Source organism: Streptomyces sp. NPDC059092, assembly GCF_042756365.1.
Taxonomy (GTDB): Bacteria; Actinomycetota; Actinomycetes; order Streptomycetales; family Streptomycetaceae; genus Streptomyces.
Genome location: NZ_JBHZEJ010000006.1, coordinates 35,580 through 54,593 on the forward strand (window position 1 = coordinate 35,580; position 19,014 = coordinate 54,593).

Genomic DNA, 19,014 nt, shown 5'->3' on the forward strand with positions numbered 1-19,014 from the left:
GGGTGCAGGCACATGGCGTTTCAACTGACACGACTGCGTGGTGGGTTCCGGTCCGAGCTGCGCCTGAGCCCCAAGGTGCCGGAGACCACTCCCGCGCTGCCCCTCCAGCTCAACGCCCTTCAGGCGATGTGCCGCCAGGTCTTCGGGTTCCGGCTGGCGATGATCGCCATGGCGAGCCCGTTCGCTCTGGCGGCCACCGCGCGGGGCCTGCCGACCTTCCTGGTCAGCTCGGCCGTTCTGGTCACGTTCATGGGCTCGTACGTTCTCTTCCGAGACTGGGAACGGTTCGGACCACGCCTGCTCAAGCACCCCTGGCTGCTGGCCGTCGACACCCTTTTCGGTGCGCTGCTGCTGATCACCGCCACGCCCGAGTCCACCCTGGGCTACGTCACCGTCTGCACCCCGCTGCTCGCGGGGCTCGTCTACGGCTGGCGCGGCGCCGCGCTCTTCGCGTCGCTTCAGATCTTGATCCTCTGGCTGGTGTACACCACCAACGAGCAGTTGGTCGCCACCCTCACCACAGCCTTGCTCCTCCCGGGCTTCTGTGTGATCGCGGGCGCGGTCGGTGTCACCCTGCGAGGCCTGCTGCTCCGCTTCGGCAGCGCGAGCCAGGCGCTGACCGAGACCCGGGCACGGCTCGCCGTGAGCGAGGCGATCGAGGAGGAACGGGCGCGGCTCGCACGTGAGATGCACGACTCGGTCGCCAAGACGCTCCACGGGCTGGCGATGGCGGCCGAAGGGCTCGCGGGCTCCGCCGGCCGGATGGATGCGGAGACCATACGGCAGCAGGCCGAGCTGGTCGCGCGCTCGGCCCGCCGCGCGGCCGGTGAGTCGCGGGAGCTGCTCTCGGACCTGCGCCGGGAATCCGGGCTGGACGGAGGAGTGGCCGTCATCGACGAACTCGCCGCCAGGACCGAGGACTTCGGCCTCCGCAGCGGTCTCAGGATGTCGTTCCGGCAGCTCGGCGACGAGACCGTGTCCGCCGTTCCGCACGTGGTGGCACGGCAGTTGCTCACGATCGCCTCCGAGGCGATGGAGAACGCGCACCGGCACGCGCAGCCGGAGACGGTGGACGTGTCCGCCGGTACGGTCGGCGACCAGTTCCGTATCAGCGTCTACGACAACGGCCGGGGACTTCCACCCGGCACCACTCTCGACGGTCTCCGCCGGGCCGGCCACTTCGGCCTCGTCGGGATGGTCGAACGGGCCGCAGCGATCGGGGCCCGTATCCGGATCGGCAGGGGCAAGGCGGCGGTCGGTACGGAAGTACGTGTCGACCTGCCGCTGGCGGCCCTCCGCTCGGCGCCGCCCCCCGAACAGAACTGACCCCCGCTTTCCGCTCCCGACTCCCCAGAGAGGAGACCGCACGATGCCGGACGACCCTTCCCGCACTTCAGGGCAGCAGTACACGCCACGTCATGCGTCCCAGTACACGTCGGCGCACGACGGGGCTCCTCACTCCCCACTGCCCTCCATACCCCTGCCTTCCCGCCCGCCCGCCGTCGAGGCGGCAGGACTGCCGGACTTCCCGGGGCCCACGGCCGCCGCGCCGTTGCGGGTGGTCGTCGCGGACGACAACCCGGTCGTACGCGCCGGACTCACGGTTCTGCTCTCCGGCCGGGACGACATCGAGGTCGTCGGTGAGGCCGCGGACGGCCGTCAGGCCTACGAGGCGGCCCAGCGGACCAGCCCCGATGTCGTTCTGCTCGACGTACGGATGCCGGGTGTCGACGGCATCTCGGCCCTGCCCCACCTCGTACGGATATCCCCGGTCATGATGCTGACGTACAGCCGGGAGAGCGAGATCGTCCACGAGGCGCTGCGGCTGGGGGCCGGCGGATATCTCGTCCACGGGGAGTTCACCGCAGACCAACTCGTGGCGGCCGTACGCGACATCAAGCAGGGCAGGGCCCACTTCACGCCCACCGCGGCCAACGCCCTGCTGCACCACATGCGCAGCGGCCCGGCCCCCTCCCAGGGCCGGTCACTTCCGGAGGGCCTGGGCGCGGTGTATACGACGGGCGTCCCCTACGGCGGTGACCCGCAGCCTCCGACCCGCTCCGCACACCATGATGTGAATGCACATGCAAACGTTACGGATGGCATCCCTTCGCCCAGAAGTGCCAGAACCGGCCAAAATCCAGCCGGGTTGGTGTTGAATGGGCCTCGAACTCCTCAAGGGGTTTCGCAAATGCAATCTACTGTGGCACAGTCCAGGGGTGGACGGCAGAGTGCCCCCGCGCGCCGCAACAGCGAAGAGTTCGGGCTGAGTTCGAGGGAGGTGGAGATCATGGAGCTGATCGCGTCCGGCATGAGCAATCAGCAGATCGCCGCCACCTGCTTCATCAGTGAGAAGACGGTCAAGAACCACATCAACCGGATCTTCGCCAAGCTGCACTGCGGCAGTCGGAGCGAGGCGATAGCGAGGTGGCTCGGTACGACGCCGGGCGGGGGAGCAGGGGCGGGGGCGGTGGGCCGTGGCTGAGCGGAGGAGTGCGCGGACCCGGCGGACAGGCGGGAGGGCCCAAGCTTCGCTTTGGGCCCGGGATTGGGCCCTGGGGCCCTCTGGCGCATCGGGTGGTTCGGCGTACGTTTCTCATGTCGCAAGCGGCACCGGCCAGGAGGCAGTCGGTAACGGGAGCGGTACTGAAGAGGCTTACTCGTCGGCCGGCAGGCGGTCGGCCGAACCTGGAGGGGTACACCATGTCGAACAACATGATGCTGAAGGCCGCCGTCGACACCAAGGTCCGCGTCAACGGCTGGGCGGACACCGCAGTCTCGAAGATCCAGAAGCGCTACGAGACCAAGGACCGCGGCCAGACGGCCTTCGAGTACCTGGGCATCATCCTGGTGGTCGTCGCGATCATCGGTGGTATGGCGGCCGCGGGTATCGGCACGGCGATCACGACTCGTATCACGGGTCTGGTCGGCACCATCACCGGTGGTGGCGGTGCCCCCGCCACCCCGTGACCTTCCGTCACGGCGGCGACCGAGGGCAGGCCTTCCCCATCTACGTGATGATGGTGGTGGGCCTGCTCTTTCTCGCGTTCGCCTTCTTCGCGGTCGGCAAGGCGTCCGCGGTGCGTAACGGTGCCCAGGGGGCGGCCGACGCCGCGGCGCTGGCGGCGGCTCAGGACGCCAGGGACCGGATGGGGCCGGCTTTCCTCGCCGCGCTGCTGACTCCCAACGGGTTGGGTGATTTCCTCGACAACTCCGGCAGGTTCGATGAGGATCACCCATGCTACGAAGCGCAGGTCCTCGCCGCGAAGAACGACTCCGATGTAATCGAGGGTAACGACGGCTGCTCTGCGAACTTCCTGGGGGATGAAATCACCGTTGAGGTCAGAACCCGCTACACAGTGGGTGAATCGGTGATTCCTGGTACGGAGCGGAGGCATGGCACGGCCAAGGCGACGGCTGCCATCGACTTCCGGTGTCTCGTGCCCCGGGACGAACCGGATGACGACGGTTCCCCGGGCGAGGACGAGGGCGCGGACGATGAGCCTGGACCGATCACCCTTGACTGCGCGGGTGAGCCTCGACTCGTCATCGATCCGACCGATCCGGACATCTGGAAGTCTGTGAGCAAGACCCTATTTACCGTGCACCTGGTCGATGCGGGCTGACAGCGAATGACGAGCAGAGGAACGACAGACATGAGCATTCGGCGTATCACGAAGGGCCGCAGGGGAGTGGCGGTGGCCGCGCTGGCGGTCACGCTGGCCCTGACTGTGGCTGGCTGCGGGGGCGGAAGCGGAGATGACGACGACAAGAAAGCCGACTCCGGTTCGTCGTCACAGCCGTCGGGCGAGAAGAGCAAGGAGCAGCAGGCTTCCCCTTCGGCTTCGACCGACCAGGTGGACCGGAATGTGAAGCTCGCGGAGCTCAAGGGGCAGGGGGATCTCGTACTCGTTGTCAACGAGGCCAAACGGGACTCCGGTGGATTCGTGACGGTCAGCGGCGAGATCAAGAATCTGGGCGAGGGAACGATGGGTGTGGCGGGGTGGTCCGGATCCGAACTGGGAATCGTCTCGGCCAACCCGAACTCGGTCTCCGGTGCCACGCTTGTGGACAAGGCCGAGAAGAAGCGTTATTTCATCCTGCGTGACACAGACAACCGTTGCCTCTGCACGACGGGTCTGACATCAGTACCCGCCGGAACTGCGTTGCCCGTCTTCATGCAGTTCCCCGCTCCGCCCGAGGCGACGACCGAGGTCGACTTCAACCTGCCCACCTTCGCCACCGGCACTCTGAAGATCTCCTAATGAGCGGCCCCGTGACCAACATCCGAATGTCTTTCGCACGCCATGCCATAGCGGCCACGGTGGCGACGGTCTTTGTCGCGGCCAGTACGCTCTCCCTGCCTGTGGCCCAGGCTGACGACGGCCCGAGCGTCCCGCCCGGCACCGAAACGTCCGCCACGCCGCCGGTCGAGGTCGACGCCAACTCGCCCAACCTCAAACTGCCCCAGGGCGGCACGCTCGCGCCGGCGAAGGTGCTCGACATCGTGCAGGTCGTCGAGGACCAGGGCGGTGAAGAGCGCCGCGAGGACACCAACGAGACCGTGAAGTTCGCCCTCCAGGCCGAGGTCCTCTTCGGCAAGGACAGCGCGACCCTGAGCAGCCAGGCCAACGGCCGCATCGCCGCGATCGCCAACGAGATCAAGAAGCAGAACGCCACGAAGATCCGTGTCTTCGGCTTCACGGACAACCTGGGCTCCTACGAGCACGGCAAGGTCCTCTCCAAGCAGCGCGCGGACGCGGTCCAGAAGGTGCTCGGCGAGCAGCTGACCAACTCCGGTATCACCTACGAGGTCCGGGGATACAGCGAGGACTACCCGATCGCTGACAACAGCACGGAAGAGGGCCGCAAGAAGAACCGCCGCGTGGAGGTCTCCTTCCCGCGCGGCGGGGAGTCGTAGGCCCCGGCCCCTCCCCGGCAGGCACACCGAGCGGCGGATCCCCCACGACGGGCGGATCCGCCGTTTCGCGTGCTCCCGGAGCGGACGGTCGGCCGGGCCTGGCGGCGCTCAACCCGCGTATCAGGTCGGGCGGGCGCCCGGTAGCGCAGGTTCTCGCCACGTAAACGCGTGTTTGGGCCTGTCTCTGGGCCCACGGGCCCACGACCTGGCCTTCTCCTCGCCCCTACGGTGGACCGGTCGAATCCGGCCAGTACACAGGGGGCAGCGCGCATGCGTGGGACAGGAGGGCCGCCGTACCGGGGATCCGGGTACGGGTATACGGCGCCGGAGAATGGCGGGCTGCTCGCGATGGCCGCCGCCTGGGCGGCGGGGTTTGTCGTGCTTGCCTTCACCTCGTACCTCCAAGTCACCTACGTCTACGAGACGCTGGGGTCGATCGAGCGGCTGGAAACGTTCGGCGGCCGGCTGCTGGTGATCCATCTGCCGAACGCCGTCTGCGTGGCTCTCGGCGCCTGGGCCTCCTCGCGCGCGCATCGCGAACCCTTCAGGGATCTGCCCGTACGGCATGGCTTCGCGGTCTTCACGGTCCCCGTCCTCGCCCAGGTTCTGAACCTCGCCATCAGGTGGGAACGGGTGTCCGTCGAAGGCCTGCTGATGTCCAGTGCCGTCGTCGTGGCCGGAGCGGTCACCGGATACGCCGTGGACCGCATACGCGAGGGGGAGCGATGAGCAGGGGACGTACGGGAGGCGATCGGCGCCGGTTCAGATCGGACGGCGGTGCCACCGCCCTGGAGTACCTGGGCGCGGTCATCGTCGTCGTCGCCCTCGTCCTGGGCGTCAGCGCCGCCGGTGTCGGCGGCTCCATCGGCGACCGTATCCGCTGCGCCATCCCCGCCCTCGGCGGCGGTGGCGGTGGCGGCGCCTGTGCGTCCGGCGGCGGCAAGGACGACGAGCCCCTCGCCGACAAGGACTTCGAGCCCCCGCTCTGCACGCTGTCCACCCTCTCGGACACCGCGGGCGGCAAGGCCAAGCTCGGCTGGTTCGAGTGGGGCCAGGACTACGGCTTCCAGGACAAGACGATGCGGGCCAACTACGACGTCAACGAGGACGGCAAGGTCGACGACAAGGACCAGCTCATCTACACGACGTTCACCGACTCCGCGAGCGCCGGCGTCACCGGGGGCTTCGGCGGCAAGATGGGCAAGCTCGGTACGGGCTCGGTCGACCTCGGCGCCGGGGTGAAGGTCAGCAACGGCGACACCTGGGTCTTCAAGAGCCGGGAGGAGGCCGAGTCCTTCCGCGAGGACCTGGAGAAGCTGAAGATGTACGAGATACGCCGCACCTCCCCGGGCGGCGCCGAGGCCGGCGTCGGCGACAGCATCCTCTACCTGTTCGGCAAGGGCGCCCTCAAGGACGAGGAGAACATCCGCAACCGCGTCGAGGACAAGCTCAAGGACCGCCACATCAGCCAGGCCTCGGTCGGCGTGTACGGCAAGGCGGGCGGCGAACTGTCGGTCAACGCCGACGCCGAGGGCACGCTCAGCGGCAAGCTGGGCGCGGACGTGAAGATCAGCGGCGACGCCCTCGTCACCAAGGACGACTTCCGCGGCACCAAGTCGTACACGTACTCCGTCAAGGCGGACGGCACGATCGGCGCGGGCGTGGACGCGGGCGGCGCCAAGAAGGGCAAGCACCTCACCGGCGAGCGCTCGGCCACCGTCACCGTCACCCGGGACCAGAAGACCGGCGAACTGCTGCGCATCGACTTCACCCAGACCACCGAGACGTTCAGCGGCCGGTCCGGCGGTGTCAGCGGCACCAACGGCAAGGACGGCAAGGACAAGCGCGGCGGCAGCGGCAAGAACACCGACAACTCCGGCGGCAGCGACATCGACGTCGTCACCAACACCGTCGCCTTCGAGAAGGGCCCGCAGGGCGACGCCGACCGGGCCGTCGGCCAGGCCTGGCTGGACGGCGGCGGCGACCACACCGCGGCCTTCGCCTACCTGCTGGACACCAACGCCCCCACCAGCCGGCCCGGCGCGGACGACCCCTTCGGGCGGCTCCTGTTCGACAAGGGCAAGTCGAGCAGGACATCGTACGATGGCATGTCCGACGCGCAGGAGTACGGCTTCGAGCTGAACGTGGGGATCTCGATCGGTGCCTCCATCTCGATGGAGAACAAGTCCGAGACCCTCAAGGACGCCGAATTCCTCGGCGCGCCGAGGGACGGGAAGCGGGAGTACGTGCCGTACAGCTACTGCGCCAGGTGACGACCCCCGCCGGTCCGGTACCAGTGAGGAAAGCAGAGATGACCTTCAAGTCCATGCCGAAGCCGCCCGCTTCGAAGCCGCGGCGGCACGGGGTGCGTACGGCCGTGACCGCCGGCCTCGCCGCCGTGCTCCTGACCGCCTGCGGAACCGGCGGCAAGGAAGCGGCGACGACCCCGCAGGGCTGGTCCACCCTGACGACCGACCGGCTCACCGTCGCGCATCCGGCCGAGTTCCAGCAGGTCGCCGCGGCCGACCTCGCCGAGGGGAACGCGGCGGGAGCCGTCCGTACGAAGGACGGCTCCCCGGTCGGCTCGATCTACGTCGAGTTCGACTACGGGCAGGGCATCAACGACGCCGACATGGCCGGTACGGCCGCCGAGGCACGCGTCCAACTCGGCGCGACCCCCTTGGAGACCACCGGGATCGAGGTCGCGGGGCCCGACGGAGCGGCCGAGGCGCGCCGCGTCGACTGGACCTCCACCTCCACCGGCGCGCAGGGACAGCCCCCCAAGGGCACGAAGCTCGCGGGGGTGATGATCGCAGGGTTGGACACCGAGGACCGTCCGTACCTCATCACGGTCAACGCCGAGAAGGGGCTGCTGTCCGACAAGGACATCAAGGACATCATCGCCGGCGTCTCCCTCAAGTGAAGTGAAGAAACAGCGACAGCGGATCGGAGTACGGCGTGGGGATCGAAGCGCTCTTCCTGCTCGTGGGGGTCGCGGTGCTCGCCGTCTCCGTGTACTTCGCCCGGCGGCTCCTCATGGTGCTCGCCCTGCTCCGCGGCGGACGGCGGGCCGAGGGGCGGTGCGTGGACCGCCAGGTCTCCACCCACTCGGGTGTGGCGGGCGGATCGCCCCGCTCCCACCCCGAGTTCGTCTTCGCGTTCCGCACGGAGGACGGCACCGCCGTCGAGTTCAAGGACCGGCCCGGCATGTTCGGCCACGAGGTGGGGGCGCGGGTCAGGGTCAGTTACGACCCGAGGTCCCCGCACAAGCGCGCCACGATCGCGGGCCCCGGCGCCTGGGGCCCGGTCTACGTCCCCGCGCTGATCTGCCTGGGCACCGCCCTGTTCGCCCTGGTCCCGCTGCTGGCCGTCGCGGCGAAGGAAGGGCTGCTGTAAGGGGATGAGGAGTTGAGGGGCAAGGGGTGAGGGCGCGCGCGGCTGTGCGTACGGGTCAGCCGGGCTGCGGTACGTCCACGCTCACCCGGGTCCCCGGCCGCAGTCCCCACCGTTCCATCGCCCCGGCCTCCGCCTCCAGTACGTGGCGGGCCCGCAGCCGCGGCAGATGGAGCCGGCCCGGCTTCAACGTGTGGACCTGGACGACCTTCAACGACCGGTCCAGATACGCCACATCGATCGTGAAGCCCATCCGGAAGGTGTGCACGCTGTTGCACGGCGTGATCAGCAGCGCCCCGTCGATCCCGGTCCTGCCGAGCAGCCCGCGCCGCCGTGTCCCGTACGAGGCGGCGATCTCCAGCTCCACCTCCACCGGGGCGTCCTGCCCCGCGACCGTCAGCCGTCCCCTGCCGTTTCGCCATGTACCCATGGCCGTAGACCGTAGCGCCCCGGCGCGGCGGTGGCCGCTCCCGCGGGCGTATCTGGGTCCCGGGGTGCGCGAAGTGGGCCCCAGGACCCATGACCGGGCCCGGCGGTGGACCTAGGGTCGGTGGGGTGTACGCCACGCTGATCGTCCTCGCCGCTCTCTGGGGCGCCGCCACCGGAGTGCTGCTGCCGCGTGCCGCGTACCGGTTCTCCGTCGAGCCGGGCGACGCGTGGCGCGACCGCTGCCCGGCCGGTCACCTGATCACCGGGCCCGCCGGTGGCTGGCTCGGCACGGCGAGGTGCCCGGGCTGCGAGGCCGGCGTCCCCGGTTCCAGCGGCACGCGAACGGGCGCCGGCAACGGTGCCCCCGCCGCCGACGCCATCGGGGCGGTCGCGGCCTCCGCGGTACCCGGAGCCGCCGACGCGACGCGCACCCCCGAAACCACCCCCGAGGCCCCCCACGACGCCGGCCCCGGCACCCCCTCCGAAACCGGCCCCGCCCCCGGCCGTTCCGGCGCGCCCGACGCCTCCCTCGTCCGGTACGCGCCCTCCCTCCTCGTCCCCGTCCTCGGCGCCCTCGGCTGCGCCGCCCTCGCCGCCGCCACCGGGCCCCGCCCCGAGCTGGCCGTCTGGCTGCTGCTCGCGCCCTTCGCGCTGCTCCTCGCCCTCGTCGACCGCAACGTCCACCGCCTCCCCGACCAGCTCACGCTGCCGCTGGCCCTCGCCGCCGCCGTACTCCTCGGGCCGGCGGCACTGGTTCCCGGCGGCGGGGGCGGCGACGGCAGCCGCTCCTGGACGACGGCGCTGCTCGGCGGGGTGCTCCTCGGGGCCTGCTACTTCGTGCTGTTCCTGATCAACCCGAACGGCATGGGCTTCGGTGACGTCAAGCTCGCACTCTCCCTCGGCATCGTCCTCGGCTGGTACGGCTGGACGGTGCTCTTCGTGGGCGCCTGCGCCGGGTTCCTGCTCGGGGCGCTGTACGGGGTCGGGCTGATGCTGCTGCGCCGGGCGGGCCGCAAATCGGTGATCCCGTTCGGCCCGTTCATGATCGTCGGCGCGTTGCTCGGCCTTCTCCTCGGAGCCCTCTCCGTCTCCGCCTGACCATCCGCGGGCCTCCCGGGCCGGGCCAAGACTGGCCTGGCCCGGCGCGCCCGGGACCGTACGAAAAGGGTTCGCGCCGCCGCTCCGAGCCCTGCCACCATCGCCGCATGCCCACCTTCGACGAGCAGATCACCGAAGCCGCCGCCGTGTCCGTCGACGGCTGGGACTTCTCCTGGCTCGACGGCCGGGCCACCGAGGAACGCCCCGCCTGGCGGTACGCCCGCTCCATGGCGGCCCGGATGGCGCGGGCCGGCGCCGCGCTGGACATCCAGACCGGTGGCGGCGAGGTCCTCGCCTCCGTAACGGAGCTGCCGCCGCTCACCGTCGTCACCGAGTCCTGGCCGCCGAACCTCGCCCGCGCCCGCGCGCTCCTGGGCCCGCGCGGTGTCACCGTCGTGGCGGACCCGGACCAGCCCCCGCTGCCCTTCGCCGACGGCTCCTTCGACCTGGTGGTGAGCCGCCACCCGGTCCGCGTGTGGTGGGACGAGATCGCGCGGGTCCTGCGGCCCGGCGGCCGGTACTTCTCGCAGGAGGTCGGTCCTGCCAGCGTCTTCGAGCTCGTGGAGTACTTCCTCGGGCCGCAGCCGCCCGAGGTGCGGTCCGCGCGTGACCCCGGACGGGCCGTGGCCGCCGCGGAGGCGGCCGGTCTCGATGTCGTGGATCTGCGGACGGCGTCCCTGCGCACCGAGTTCGGCGACATCGGCGCCGTCGTCTACTTCCTGCGCAAGGTCGTCTGGATGGTGCCCGGTTTCACCGTCGAGGCGTACGCCGACCGGCTGGCGGAGCTGCACCGCCTGATCGAGGCGGAGGGGCCCTTCGTGGCGACGACGACCCGCTTCCTGATCGAGGCGGTCCGCCCGGAGAGTTCTCCCGCGTCCCCGGGCCCCGTGGAGCCCTGCCCGGAGCGCTCCCCGCGTCAAGGTGAGGCTCGCTGAGATCGCCCTGGAGAGGGACGACACGACGTGGCGACTACTCGCCATTTTCCTCGCCCGTCACTGGAAAAGCCTGGTGGCGGGCTTCTCGGGGCACGGACCGCCGCTTTCGGAGCGTCATCTTGCTGCACGAGGGGCCCCACGATCCCTCACGAAGGGTTATGGTGGAACCCCCCCTCGGGCCGGTCCGTATCCCCCCCCACGGACCGGCCCGTTTTCTGTCCCGGTCCGGTCACCGGTTCGGTCACCGGACCGGGGCGGGAGACGCCGACAGGCCCTCGTTCCGTTTCCGGCTTCGGCCGGTCCTCGTCCCGTCCTCGGGTCGGTCCGCGTTCGCTCCAGGTCCAGTCCAGGTCCGGGACAGATCCGGGACAGATCCGGCCCAGGTTCGGGCCGGATCCCGATCAGGCCCGGGACGCCCGCCCCGGCCCCGTCCCGGCCGCTCCCGGCTCCCGTACGGGCTCTCCGCCGCCCGGTTCGCCACCCCGGCGCTCACCCCGGCGCGCGGACCGCGCGCATTCCGGGCGCTCACAGCGTGTCAGCCCCGGGCGTCACGGAATGTCAGCTTCGACCGGCCCAGATGTTGGTGCCCGCCGTGTCCACGGCGAAGCCGTCGATCTCCTCCAGCTCCTCCGCAGACAGCTTCGGCGCGGACAGCGCCGCGATGTTCTCCTCCAGCTGCCGCACGCTGGACGCGCCGATCAACGCCGAGGTCATCCGCGGATCACGCAGCACCCACACCAGCGCGAGCTGTGCCAGCGACTGGCCCCGGCGCCGGGCGATCTCGTCCAGCCCGCGCAGCCGCCGTACCACCTCGTCCGAGAGCAGACCCGGGTCGAGGGACTTGCCCTGGCTGGCCCGGGACCCCTCCGGAACGCCCTTCAGATACTTGCCCGTCAGCAGCCCCTGGGCGAGTGGCGCGAACGAGATGCACCCCATCCCCGCCGTCTCCAGCGTGTCCAGCAGCCCGTCGCTCTCCGTCCAGCGGTTGATCATCGAGTACGAGGGCTGGTGGATGAGGGCGGGCACGCCCATCTCCTTCAGCAGCCGCGCCGCCTCGGCGGTCTGCTCCGCGGTGTACGACGAGACCCCGGCGTACAGCGCCTTCCCCTGCCGGACGGCCGAGGCCAGCGCCCCCATCGTCTCCTCAAGGGGAGTGTTCGCGTCGAAGCGGTGGGAGTAGAAGATGTCGACGTGGTCCAGACCCATCCGCTTCAGGGAGGCGTCCAGCGACGACAGCAGGTACTTACGGGAACCCCATTCGCCGTAGGGGCCGGGATGCATCAGATATCCGGCCTTGGTCGAAATGATGAGTTCATCCCGGTAGGCCGAGAAATCCTGCGCGAAGATCTTGCCGAAATTCAGCTCGGCCGACCCCGGCGGGGGCCCGTAGTTGTTCGCCAGGTCGAAGTGGGTGACGCCGAGATCGAAGGCGCGGCGCAGGATCGCGCGCTGCGAACCGAGCGTCCGGTCGTCGCCGAAGTTGTGCCAGAGGCCGAGCGAGATCGCGGGAAGTTTCAGGCCGCTGTGCCCGCTGCGGCGGTACTCCATGGAGCCGTACCGGTCGTCGGCCGCGAGATAAGAGGGAGAATTGGTCATGCTTCCCTCCTTATCACGGACTTGTGACAGACCGGGTTGGGAGACCGCCCGGGGTCCGCAGTACTGTGACGGCTTCGGGGTCCCCGGGCCGGCCCCAGGATCCCGCCAGCGGACGCGCCGGTCCCCACGGAATCGAGAGGGTGGACTCAGTGAACGTGCGCGACCTGGTGTATCGGCTCTACGCGCGCCGGGTGGAAGGCCGCCTCGACCACGACCAGGTGCCGAAGCACATCGGCGTCATCCTGGACGGCAACCGTCGCTGGGCGAAGGCCTCCGGCGGCACGGCCGAGCAGGGCCACAAGGCCGGTGCCAGCAAGATCCAGGAACTGCTCGGCTGGTGCTCCGAGACCAAGGTCGAGGTCGTCACCCTGTGGATGCTCTCCACCGACAACCTCGACCGACCCCAGGACCAGTTGGCCCCGCTCGTCGCCATCATCGAGAACGCGGTCCGTGACCTCGCGGCCGACGGCCGCTGGCGGGTGCACCACGTCGGCACGCTCGACCTGCTGCCCGCCCAGACGCAGACCGTGCTCAAGGAGGCCGAACAGGCCACCATGGGCAACAAGGGAATACTCGTCAATGTCGCCGTGGGCTACGGCGGCCGGCAGGAGATCGCCGACGCGGTCAGCTCCCTGCTGATGGACCACGCGAGCAAGGGCACCTCCTTCGAGGAACTGGCCGGGATCGTCGATGTCGACCTGATCTCGTCCCATCTCTACACGCGCGGCCAGCCCGATCCCGACCTGGTCATCCGTACCAGTGGGGAACAGCGTCTCTCCGGCTTCATGCTGTGGCAGAGCGCCCATTCGGAGTACTACTTCTGCGAAGTCTTCTGGCCCGCCTTCCGTAAGGTCGACTTCCTGCGCGCCCTGCGTGACTACGCGGCTCGCCACCGCCGCTACGGAAGCTGACCTTCCCCGTACCCCGCAAGGCCTCCGTACCGTCGTGGCACCCGTTTCGGCCAGGTGCCCGCCCCGCCCCCGCGCGCCCCGTCCGGCCCCTGATCCGGCCCTGCCGGCCGCGGGCCCAGGGCACTTCACCCACGGTTCACCCACCGTCCGCCGTATGCCGTGGCATGGCGGCGCGTGTTCGAGGGAATACCTCCCCCAGGTCGATGTCCGAAAAGACAGGTCCGTGGACATCGCATCTCAGCGGACGGCATGGGGCCGTCCGCCCGGGAGGCCCTTTGCACCAGGACGACCGTGCGCCACGTCGTACGGGCGACATGGAGGGCCGGCGCTCGGCCCGCGCATGGGGCCCGAGCCCGGCCCACCCGCCCGCGACGCCGTCGCAACCCCGACCTCATCCGAGGGGGTACGTCCTTCCGTGGTGACCAGCACAAAGCGCCGCATGCCCGACAGGCGCACCTACGTTCTCGACACCAGCGTCCTGCTGGCCGACCCGAATGCCATGTCCCGCTTCGAGGAGCACGAAGTAGTGCTCCCGATCGTGGTGATCACGGAATTGGAGGCCAAGAGGCACCATCCGGAACTCGGCTACTTCGCCCGGCAGGCGCTGCGCCTGCTGGACGACTTCCGCATCCGTTTCGGCCGTCTCGACGCCCCGATTCCGCTGGGCGACCTGGGCGGCACGCTGCGCGTCGAGCTCAACCACTCAGATCCCGGCATCCTGCCCGCCGGCTTCCGTCTGGGGGACAACGACTCACGGATCCTCGCGGTGGCGCGCAACCTCCAGGCCGAGGGGTACGACGTCACGGTCGTCTCCAAGGACCTGCCGCTGCGCATCAAGGCGTCGTCGGTCGGTCTCCTCGCCGAGGAGTACCGCGCCGAGCTCGCCATCACCGACGCCTCCGGCTGGACGGGGATGAGCGAGGTGACGCTCGCCGCCGACCAGGTGGACCTGCTCTTCACGGAGGAGAAGCTCTATGTGCCCGAGGTGAGCGATCTGCCGGTCCACACCGGCCTGGTGCTCCAGTCCGAGCGCGGCAAGGCGCTCGGCCGCATCACCTCCGACGGCAATGTCCGGCTCGTACGCGGCGACCGTGAGGCCTTCGGGCTGCACGGCCGCAGCGCCGAGCAGCGCATCGCCCTCGACCTCCTCCTCGACCCGGAGGTCGGCATCGTCTCGATGGGCGGCCGGGCGGGCACCGGAAAGTCGGCGCTGGCCCTCTGCGCGGGCCTGGAGGCGGTCCTGGAGCGCAGACAGCACCAGAAGGTGATGGTCTTCCGGCCGCTGTACGCGGTCGGCGGCCAGGAGCTGGGCTATCTGCCCGGCTCCGAGGCCGAGAAGATGAGCCCCTGGGCGCAGGCGGTCTTCGACACGCTCTCCGCGGTCGCGGGCCGGGACGTGATCGAGGAGGTGCTGGGGCGCGGCATGCTGGAGGTGCTGCCGCTCACGCATATCCGCGGCCGTTCCCTGCATGACGCGTTCGTCATCGTCGACGAGGCCCAGTCCCTCGAACGGAACGTTCTGCTGACCGTTCTGTCCCGGATCGGGGCCAATTCCCGCGTGGTGCTCACCCATGACGTCGCCCAGCGCGACAATCTCCGGGTGGGCCGGTACGACGGAATTGTCGCCGTCGTCGAGAAGCTGAAGGGCCATCCGCTCTTCGCGCATGTCACGCTCACCCGCTCCGAGCGCTCGCAGATCGCCGCGCTCGTGACCGAAATGCTGGAGGACGGCCAGATCTGACCTCGTATCACCACACTTGGCGCCGCCCGGCGAAGCCGAAGAGCTTAGCCGGGCGGCGCTGTGCCGCGCTCCTATTTCCTTGAAACTGCTGAGGCAAACGGCGTGTGAGCTTTCCCACGCAACGAAGAATTGCCTCCCGGCGTTACCTTCCGGCAGAGTCTTGCTTCCGTCAGGCCCCCGCATGCGGCACACACGCACCATCAGGGTGCGGCACCACACAACTCCACAACTGCCGCCGCATGCCGCCCGCGTACCACGCGGCACTCCCCGCAAGGGGGTTGCCCACCGGGCCCGTGTCTCCCGTGACCCACGTTGTACGGAGACCAGTGCCAGGGGCACGATCGCGCCCGCGAGGTCACGTAGGCGGGCGATGCTGGAAGGACACCGTGTGAGCCGGATCTCGGTCCGGGGATTTGCCGTGGCTTCTGCCACCGCGGTCACCACCGTCGGCGCTGTCGTGGGTGTTGCCTCGGGCGACCCCCAGACCTCGGGCGACAATTTCGAGGCGACCGCGGCGGACATGACGCTCCTCGCAGAAATCCCCGCGGGCCAGCAGGCCCAGGTGCAGACCGCTTCGCTGACGCAGCAGGCGGACGCCCAGGCCGCCGCCGCCGACACCACGGCGCGGAAGTCCGCCGAGGAGTCGGCCCGTATCCAGGCCGCGAAGGACGCCCAGGCGAAGAAGCAGGCGGCCGACGACAAGGCCGAGGCGGAGAAGAAGGCCGCCGAGGAGAAGAAGAAGAAGGACGCCGAGGAGCGCGCGAGCCGCAGCGAGACGCGTTCCACCTCCACGACCGGCTCCTTCCCGCAGCAGAGCTCGTACACGGTCGCCGAGGTCCAGGCCATCGCCCGGTCCATCGTCCCCGCGGACCAGTTCCAGTGCTTCAGCAACATCGTGAACCACGAGTCGACCTGGAACTACAAGGCGCAGAACCCGTCCTCGGGCGCGTACGGCCTGGTCCAGGCGCTCCCGGCGGGCAAGATGTCGTCGGCGGGTTCCGACTGGCAGACCAACCCGGCCACCCAGATCAAGTGGGGCCTCGGTTACATGAACGACCGGTACAAGAGCCCTTGCGGCGCCTGGTCGTTCTGGCAGGCCAACAACTACTACTAGGCCTGGCCGCCGAACGCCCGCCCGCTCGGCGCTCAACCCCGGGAAGCCCCCCGCCGTCCTACGGTGGGGGGCTTCTCCCCTGTACGGTTCTTATCGAGCAGGCTCCGGGGAGTGGGCGTGGAGAGCAAGACGGGGGGAAGTGGAAGCTTCATGTCAAGACTGCCAGCGTGGCTCGGTCAGGTGGGTGCGGAGCTGACCCGCATGGGTGAGCGCCTCGATCAGCGCCAGACCGAGGCCGACGAGGGGACCACGGCCGGGGGCGTACGGGACAGCGTCCCGCCGCCCCCCGCGCACGCCCCCTCCGCCACTCCCGTTCCCGCTCCTCCCGAGGCCGCCCCCACCGCGACGGCCGCCCCCGAACCCGACCCCGCCACCGCCATCCCCTGGGGGATGCGCGTCGCGGGCGAGGCGGCCTGGCGGCTGCTGGTCCTCGGGGGGCTGCTCTGGGTGCTGATGCGGGTCATCAGCTCCCTGCAACTCGTCGTGATGGCCTTTGTCGTCGGCCTGCTGATCACCGCGCTGCTCCAGCCGACCGTCGCCTGGCTCAGGGGGTACGGAGTGCCCCGCGGGCTGGCCACCGCCCTCACCGCGATCTCCGGATTCGTGCTGATGGGGCTGGTCGGCTGGTTCGTGGTGTGGCAGGTCATGGAGAACATCGACGATCTCTCCAACCGGGTCACGGACGGCATCGACGAGCTGAAGCGGTGGCTGCTCGACAGCCCGTTCCATGTGACCGAGGACCAGATCAACGGCATCGCGAAGACGCTGAGCGATGCCGTCGGGACCAACACCGAGGCGATCACGTCCGCCGGACTCCAGGGCGTGACCGTCATCGTCGAGCTGCTGACCGGCGTGTTCCTCGCCATCTTCTCGACTCTCTTCCTGCTGTACGACGGCCGCACGATCTGGAACTGGTCGCTCAAGCTCGTCCCCGCCCAGGCCCGTGAGGGCGTCGCGGGCGCCGGACCGCGCGCCTGGAACACACTCACCGCGTATGTGCGCGGCACGGTCCTGGTGGCGCTGATCGACGCGATCTTCATCGGCCTGGGGATCTACTTCCTCGATGTCCCGCTCGCCGTGCCGCTCGCGGTCATCATCTTCCTCGGCGCGTTCATCCCGCTGGTCGGCGCGGTCATCTCGGGCGCGCTCGCCGTGGTCGTGGCGCTGGTCACGCAGGACGTGTTCACCGCGCTGATGGTGCTCCTCGTCGTCCTCGGCGTGCAGCAGATCGAGGGCCATGTGCTCCAGCCCTTCATCCTGGGCCGGGCCGTACGGGTGCACGCCCTGGCCGTCGTCCTCGCGGTCGCCGTCGGCGGTCTGGTAGCGGGCATCGGCGGGGCGGTGGTGGCGGTGCCGCTGGTGGCGGTCACCAACACGGTCGTCGGCTACCTCCGCGCGTACAGCCAGGAGAAGGAGCTGAGGAACGCACCTCCGCCACACGGCGCGACGGCCCACACCATCGCGCCGACTCCGGCTCCGGCTCCTGCATCGGCCCCGGCCCCGGCCCCGGCATCGGCTTCGGACCCCTCCGACGAGCCGGCCCCGGCCTCCCCGCGGCCCTCGGCCTCCCCCGCCGTCGCGGACGCGGGAGACGGCCCCGGATGAACTCCTGAGCGAGGACATGAGAGCCCTGATGGCCGCGCTCAAGGAGTGACGGGAAGCCGGGCCGGACCCGGGACATGGCTTCGCCCCGCCCGACCTGTGAGGGTCCGGCGGGGCGAAGCGCGTCTCAGGCGTGTGCGGTTACGCGGAAACGGTCTCCGCGAGGACCGCCTCGGCGTCCAGCGTCGTACCGACCGCCTGGATCACCGCGGCGATCTTGAAGGCCTCCTGGACCGTCTCGCGGTCCACGCCCGCCGCACGCAGCACCTGCTCGTGCGAGTCGAGGCACTGGCCGCAGCCGTTGATGGCGGAGACGGCGAGCGACCACAGCTCGAAGTCGTCCTTCTCCACGCCCGGCTTGCCGATGACGTTCATCCGCAGACCGGCCCGGAGCGTCCCGTACTCCGGGTCCGACAGCAGGTGCCGGGTCCGGTAGAAGACGTTGTTCATCGCCATGATCGCGGCGGCGGACTTGGCGGCGGTGTACGCCTCGGCGCTCAGGTTCTCCCTGGCCTCCGGCTCCAGCTCGCGCAGCACGCGCGGGGAGCGCGAGGCGATCGCGCAGGCCAGCACCGTGCCCCAGAGCCGCTGCTGCGGCAGCTCGCTGTTGCCGATGACCGAACCGAGGTTCAGCCGCAGGTCCTTGGCGTACTCCGGCAGCGCCGACTTCAGCTCATCGAGTGACATCGCGGATCACTCGCCCGACAGGAGCTTGACGGGGTCGAGCGTCGTCTCGCCCTTGGTCCAGTTGCACGGGCACAGCTCGTCGGTCTGGAGCGCGTCCAGAACCCGCAGGACCTCCTTGGGGTTACGGCCCACGGAACCGGCGGTCACCATCGTGAACTGGATCTCGTTGTTCGGGTCGACGATGAAGACCGCGCGCTGCGCGAAACCGTCCTCGCCCTCGATGCCCAGGTCGCGCATCAGCTCGTGCTTGGAGTCGGCGAGCATCGGGAAGGGCAGGTCGGTCAGGTCCGGGTGGTCCTTGCGCCAGGCGTGGTGCACGAACTCGGAGTCGCCGGAGAAGCCGAGGATCTGGGCGTCGCGGTCGGCGAACTCGTCGTTCAGCCGGCCGAAGGCCGCGATCTCCGTCGGGCACACGAAGGTGAAGTCCTTGGGCCACGCGAAGACGACGCGCCACTTGCCTTCGTACGTCTTGTTGTCGATCGTCGCGAACTCCTTGCCGCTCTCCAGCGAGACGCAGGCGGTCAGTTCGAACGAGGGGAACTTGTCACCAACAGTGAGCACGCGCTCTCCTTGCAAGGGAGGAAAGT

General features: G+C 69.8%; 20 protein-coding genes. 16 read left to right on the top strand and 4 right to left on the bottom strand.

Annotated elements, in window-relative coordinates:
- Window positions 1-12: 12 nt before the first annotated feature.
- The 10 genes from ACFXPL_RS05715 (at window position 13) to ACFXPL_RS05760 (ending at window position 8,317) form a co-directional block, all read left to right on the top strand.
- Window positions 13-1,326, top strand: a complete 1,314-nt coding sequence (locus ACFXPL_RS05715) for a sensor histidine kinase (protein WP_384913007.1) — start codon at window positions 13-15, stop codon at window positions 1,324-1,326.
- Window positions 1,327-1,369: 43 nt separating this feature from the next.
- Window positions 1,370-2,485, top strand: a complete 1,116-nt coding sequence (locus ACFXPL_RS05720; protein WP_384913009.1) for a response regulator — start codon at window positions 1,370-1,372, stop codon at window positions 2,483-2,485.
- A 218-nt stretch (window positions 2,486-2,703) separates the two neighbouring features.
- Window positions 2,704-2,970: a hypothetical protein gene (locus tag ACFXPL_RS05725; RefSeq protein ID WP_384913012.1), complete on the top strand. Its 267-nt coding sequence runs from the start codon at window positions 2,704-2,706 to the stop codon at window positions 2,968-2,970.
- Complete coding sequence (locus tag ACFXPL_RS05730) at window positions 2,967-3,626, top strand: pilus assembly protein TadG-related protein (RefSeq protein ID WP_384913015.1); 660 nt, start codon at window positions 2,967-2,969, stop codon at window positions 3,624-3,626. The genes ACFXPL_RS05725 and ACFXPL_RS05730 overlap by 4 nt, the downstream gene beginning before the upstream one ends.
- Window positions 3,627-3,698: 72 nt before the next feature.
- A complete protein-coding gene (locus tag ACFXPL_RS05735; RefSeq protein WP_384913018.1) occupies window positions 3,699-4,265 on the top strand; it encodes a hypothetical protein in 567 nt (188 codons plus the stop codon).
- A 26-nt stretch (window positions 4,266-4,291) separates the two neighbouring features.
- Window positions 4,292-4,921, top strand: coding sequence for an OmpA family protein (locus ACFXPL_RS05740; protein ID WP_384913340.1), 630 nt, complete (start codon window positions 4,292-4,294; stop codon window positions 4,919-4,921).
- Between the two features lie 270 nt (window positions 4,922-5,191).
- Window positions 5,192-5,650 (top strand): hypothetical protein, encoded by a 459-nt coding sequence (locus ACFXPL_RS05745; protein ID WP_384913020.1) that lies wholly within the window; start codon window positions 5,192-5,194, stop codon window positions 5,648-5,650.
- A complete protein-coding gene (locus ACFXPL_RS05750; RefSeq protein WP_384913023.1) occupies window positions 5,647-7,194 on the top strand; it encodes a hypothetical protein in 1,548 nt (515 codons plus the stop codon). Before ACFXPL_RS05745 ends, ACFXPL_RS05750 begins: the two co-directional genes overlap by 4 nt.
- Before the next feature lie 38 nt (window positions 7,195-7,232).
- A complete protein-coding gene (locus tag ACFXPL_RS05755; protein WP_384913026.1) occupies window positions 7,233-7,844 on the top strand; it encodes a hypothetical protein in 612 nt (203 codons plus the stop codon).
- 35 nt (window positions 7,845-7,879) lie between these two features.
- Entirely contained in the window at window positions 7,880-8,317 is a 438-nt protein-coding gene (locus ACFXPL_RS05760) for a DUF3592 domain-containing protein (protein WP_384913029.1), read from the top strand.
- Between the two features lie 55 nt (window positions 8,318-8,372).
- Here the strand turns inward: ACFXPL_RS05760 and ACFXPL_RS05765 are convergent, their stop codons facing one another.
- Complete coding sequence (locus ACFXPL_RS05765; protein ID WP_384913032.1) at window positions 8,373-8,744, bottom strand: DUF192 domain-containing protein; 372 nt, start codon at window positions 8,742-8,744, stop codon at window positions 8,373-8,375.
- A gap of 125 nt (window positions 8,745-8,869) precedes the next feature.
- Here ACFXPL_RS05765 and ACFXPL_RS05770 point away from each other — a divergent pair, with 125 nt between their 5' ends.
- A complete protein-coding gene (locus tag ACFXPL_RS05770) occupies window positions 8,870-9,841 on the top strand; it encodes a prepilin peptidase (protein WP_384913034.1) in 972 nt (323 codons plus the stop codon).
- A gap of 107 nt (window positions 9,842-9,948) precedes the next feature.
- On the top strand, window positions 9,949-10,776 hold the full coding sequence (locus ACFXPL_RS05775; protein WP_384913037.1) for a class I SAM-dependent methyltransferase: 828 nt from the start codon (window positions 9,949-9,951) through the stop codon (window positions 10,774-10,776).
- A gap of 558 nt (window positions 10,777-11,334) precedes the next feature.
- Here the strand turns inward: ACFXPL_RS05775 and mgrA are convergent.
- The gene (gene mgrA / locus ACFXPL_RS05780; RefSeq protein ID WP_384913040.1) at window positions 11,335-12,372 is read right to left on the bottom strand and encodes an L-glyceraldehyde 3-phosphate reductase; all 1,038 of its coding nucleotides are present in this window, start codon (window positions 12,370-12,372) and stop codon (window positions 11,335-11,337) included.
- 149 nt (window positions 12,373-12,521) lie between these two features.
- Between mgrA and ACFXPL_RS05785 the strand changes: the two genes are divergently transcribed.
- From ACFXPL_RS05785 to ACFXPL_RS05800, 4 genes are all read left to right on the top strand, one after another.
- Complete coding sequence (locus tag ACFXPL_RS05785) at window positions 12,522-13,283, top strand: isoprenyl transferase (RefSeq protein ID WP_384913343.1); 762 nt, start codon at window positions 12,522-12,524, stop codon at window positions 13,281-13,283.
- Window positions 13,284-13,698: 415 nt separating this feature from the next.
- Window positions 13,699-15,024 (top strand): PhoH family protein, encoded by a 1,326-nt coding sequence (locus tag ACFXPL_RS05790; protein WP_384913042.1) that lies wholly within the window; start codon window positions 13,699-13,701, stop codon window positions 15,022-15,024.
- Between the two features lie 388 nt (window positions 15,025-15,412).
- Window positions 15,413-16,138 carry a transglycosylase SLT domain-containing protein gene (locus ACFXPL_RS05795; protein WP_384913045.1) on the top strand — a complete coding sequence of 242 codons (726 nt, stop codon included), beginning with the start codon at window positions 15,413-15,415 and terminating at the stop codon, window positions 16,136-16,138.
- Window positions 16,139-16,288: 150 nt separating this feature from the next.
- A complete protein-coding gene (locus ACFXPL_RS05800) occupies window positions 16,289-17,743 on the top strand; it encodes an AI-2E family transporter (RefSeq protein ID WP_384913048.1) in 1,455 nt (484 codons plus the stop codon).
- Between the two features lie 138 nt (window positions 17,744-17,881).
- Here ACFXPL_RS05800 and ACFXPL_RS05805 read toward each other — a convergent pair whose 3' ends face one another.
- Together ACFXPL_RS05805 and ACFXPL_RS05810 are read right to left on the bottom strand one after the other, a co-directional pair.
- On the bottom strand, window positions 17,882-18,427 hold the full coding sequence (locus tag ACFXPL_RS05805; protein ID WP_384913051.1) for an alkyl hydroperoxide reductase: 546 nt from the start codon (window positions 18,425-18,427) through the stop codon (window positions 17,882-17,884).
- Between the two features lie 6 nt (window positions 18,428-18,433).
- The gene (locus ACFXPL_RS05810; RefSeq protein ID WP_329829033.1) at window positions 18,434-18,988 is read right to left on the bottom strand and encodes a peroxiredoxin; all 555 of its coding nucleotides are present in this window, start codon (window positions 18,986-18,988) and stop codon (window positions 18,434-18,436) included.
- Between the last annotated feature and the right edge of the window lie 26 nt (window positions 18,989-19,014).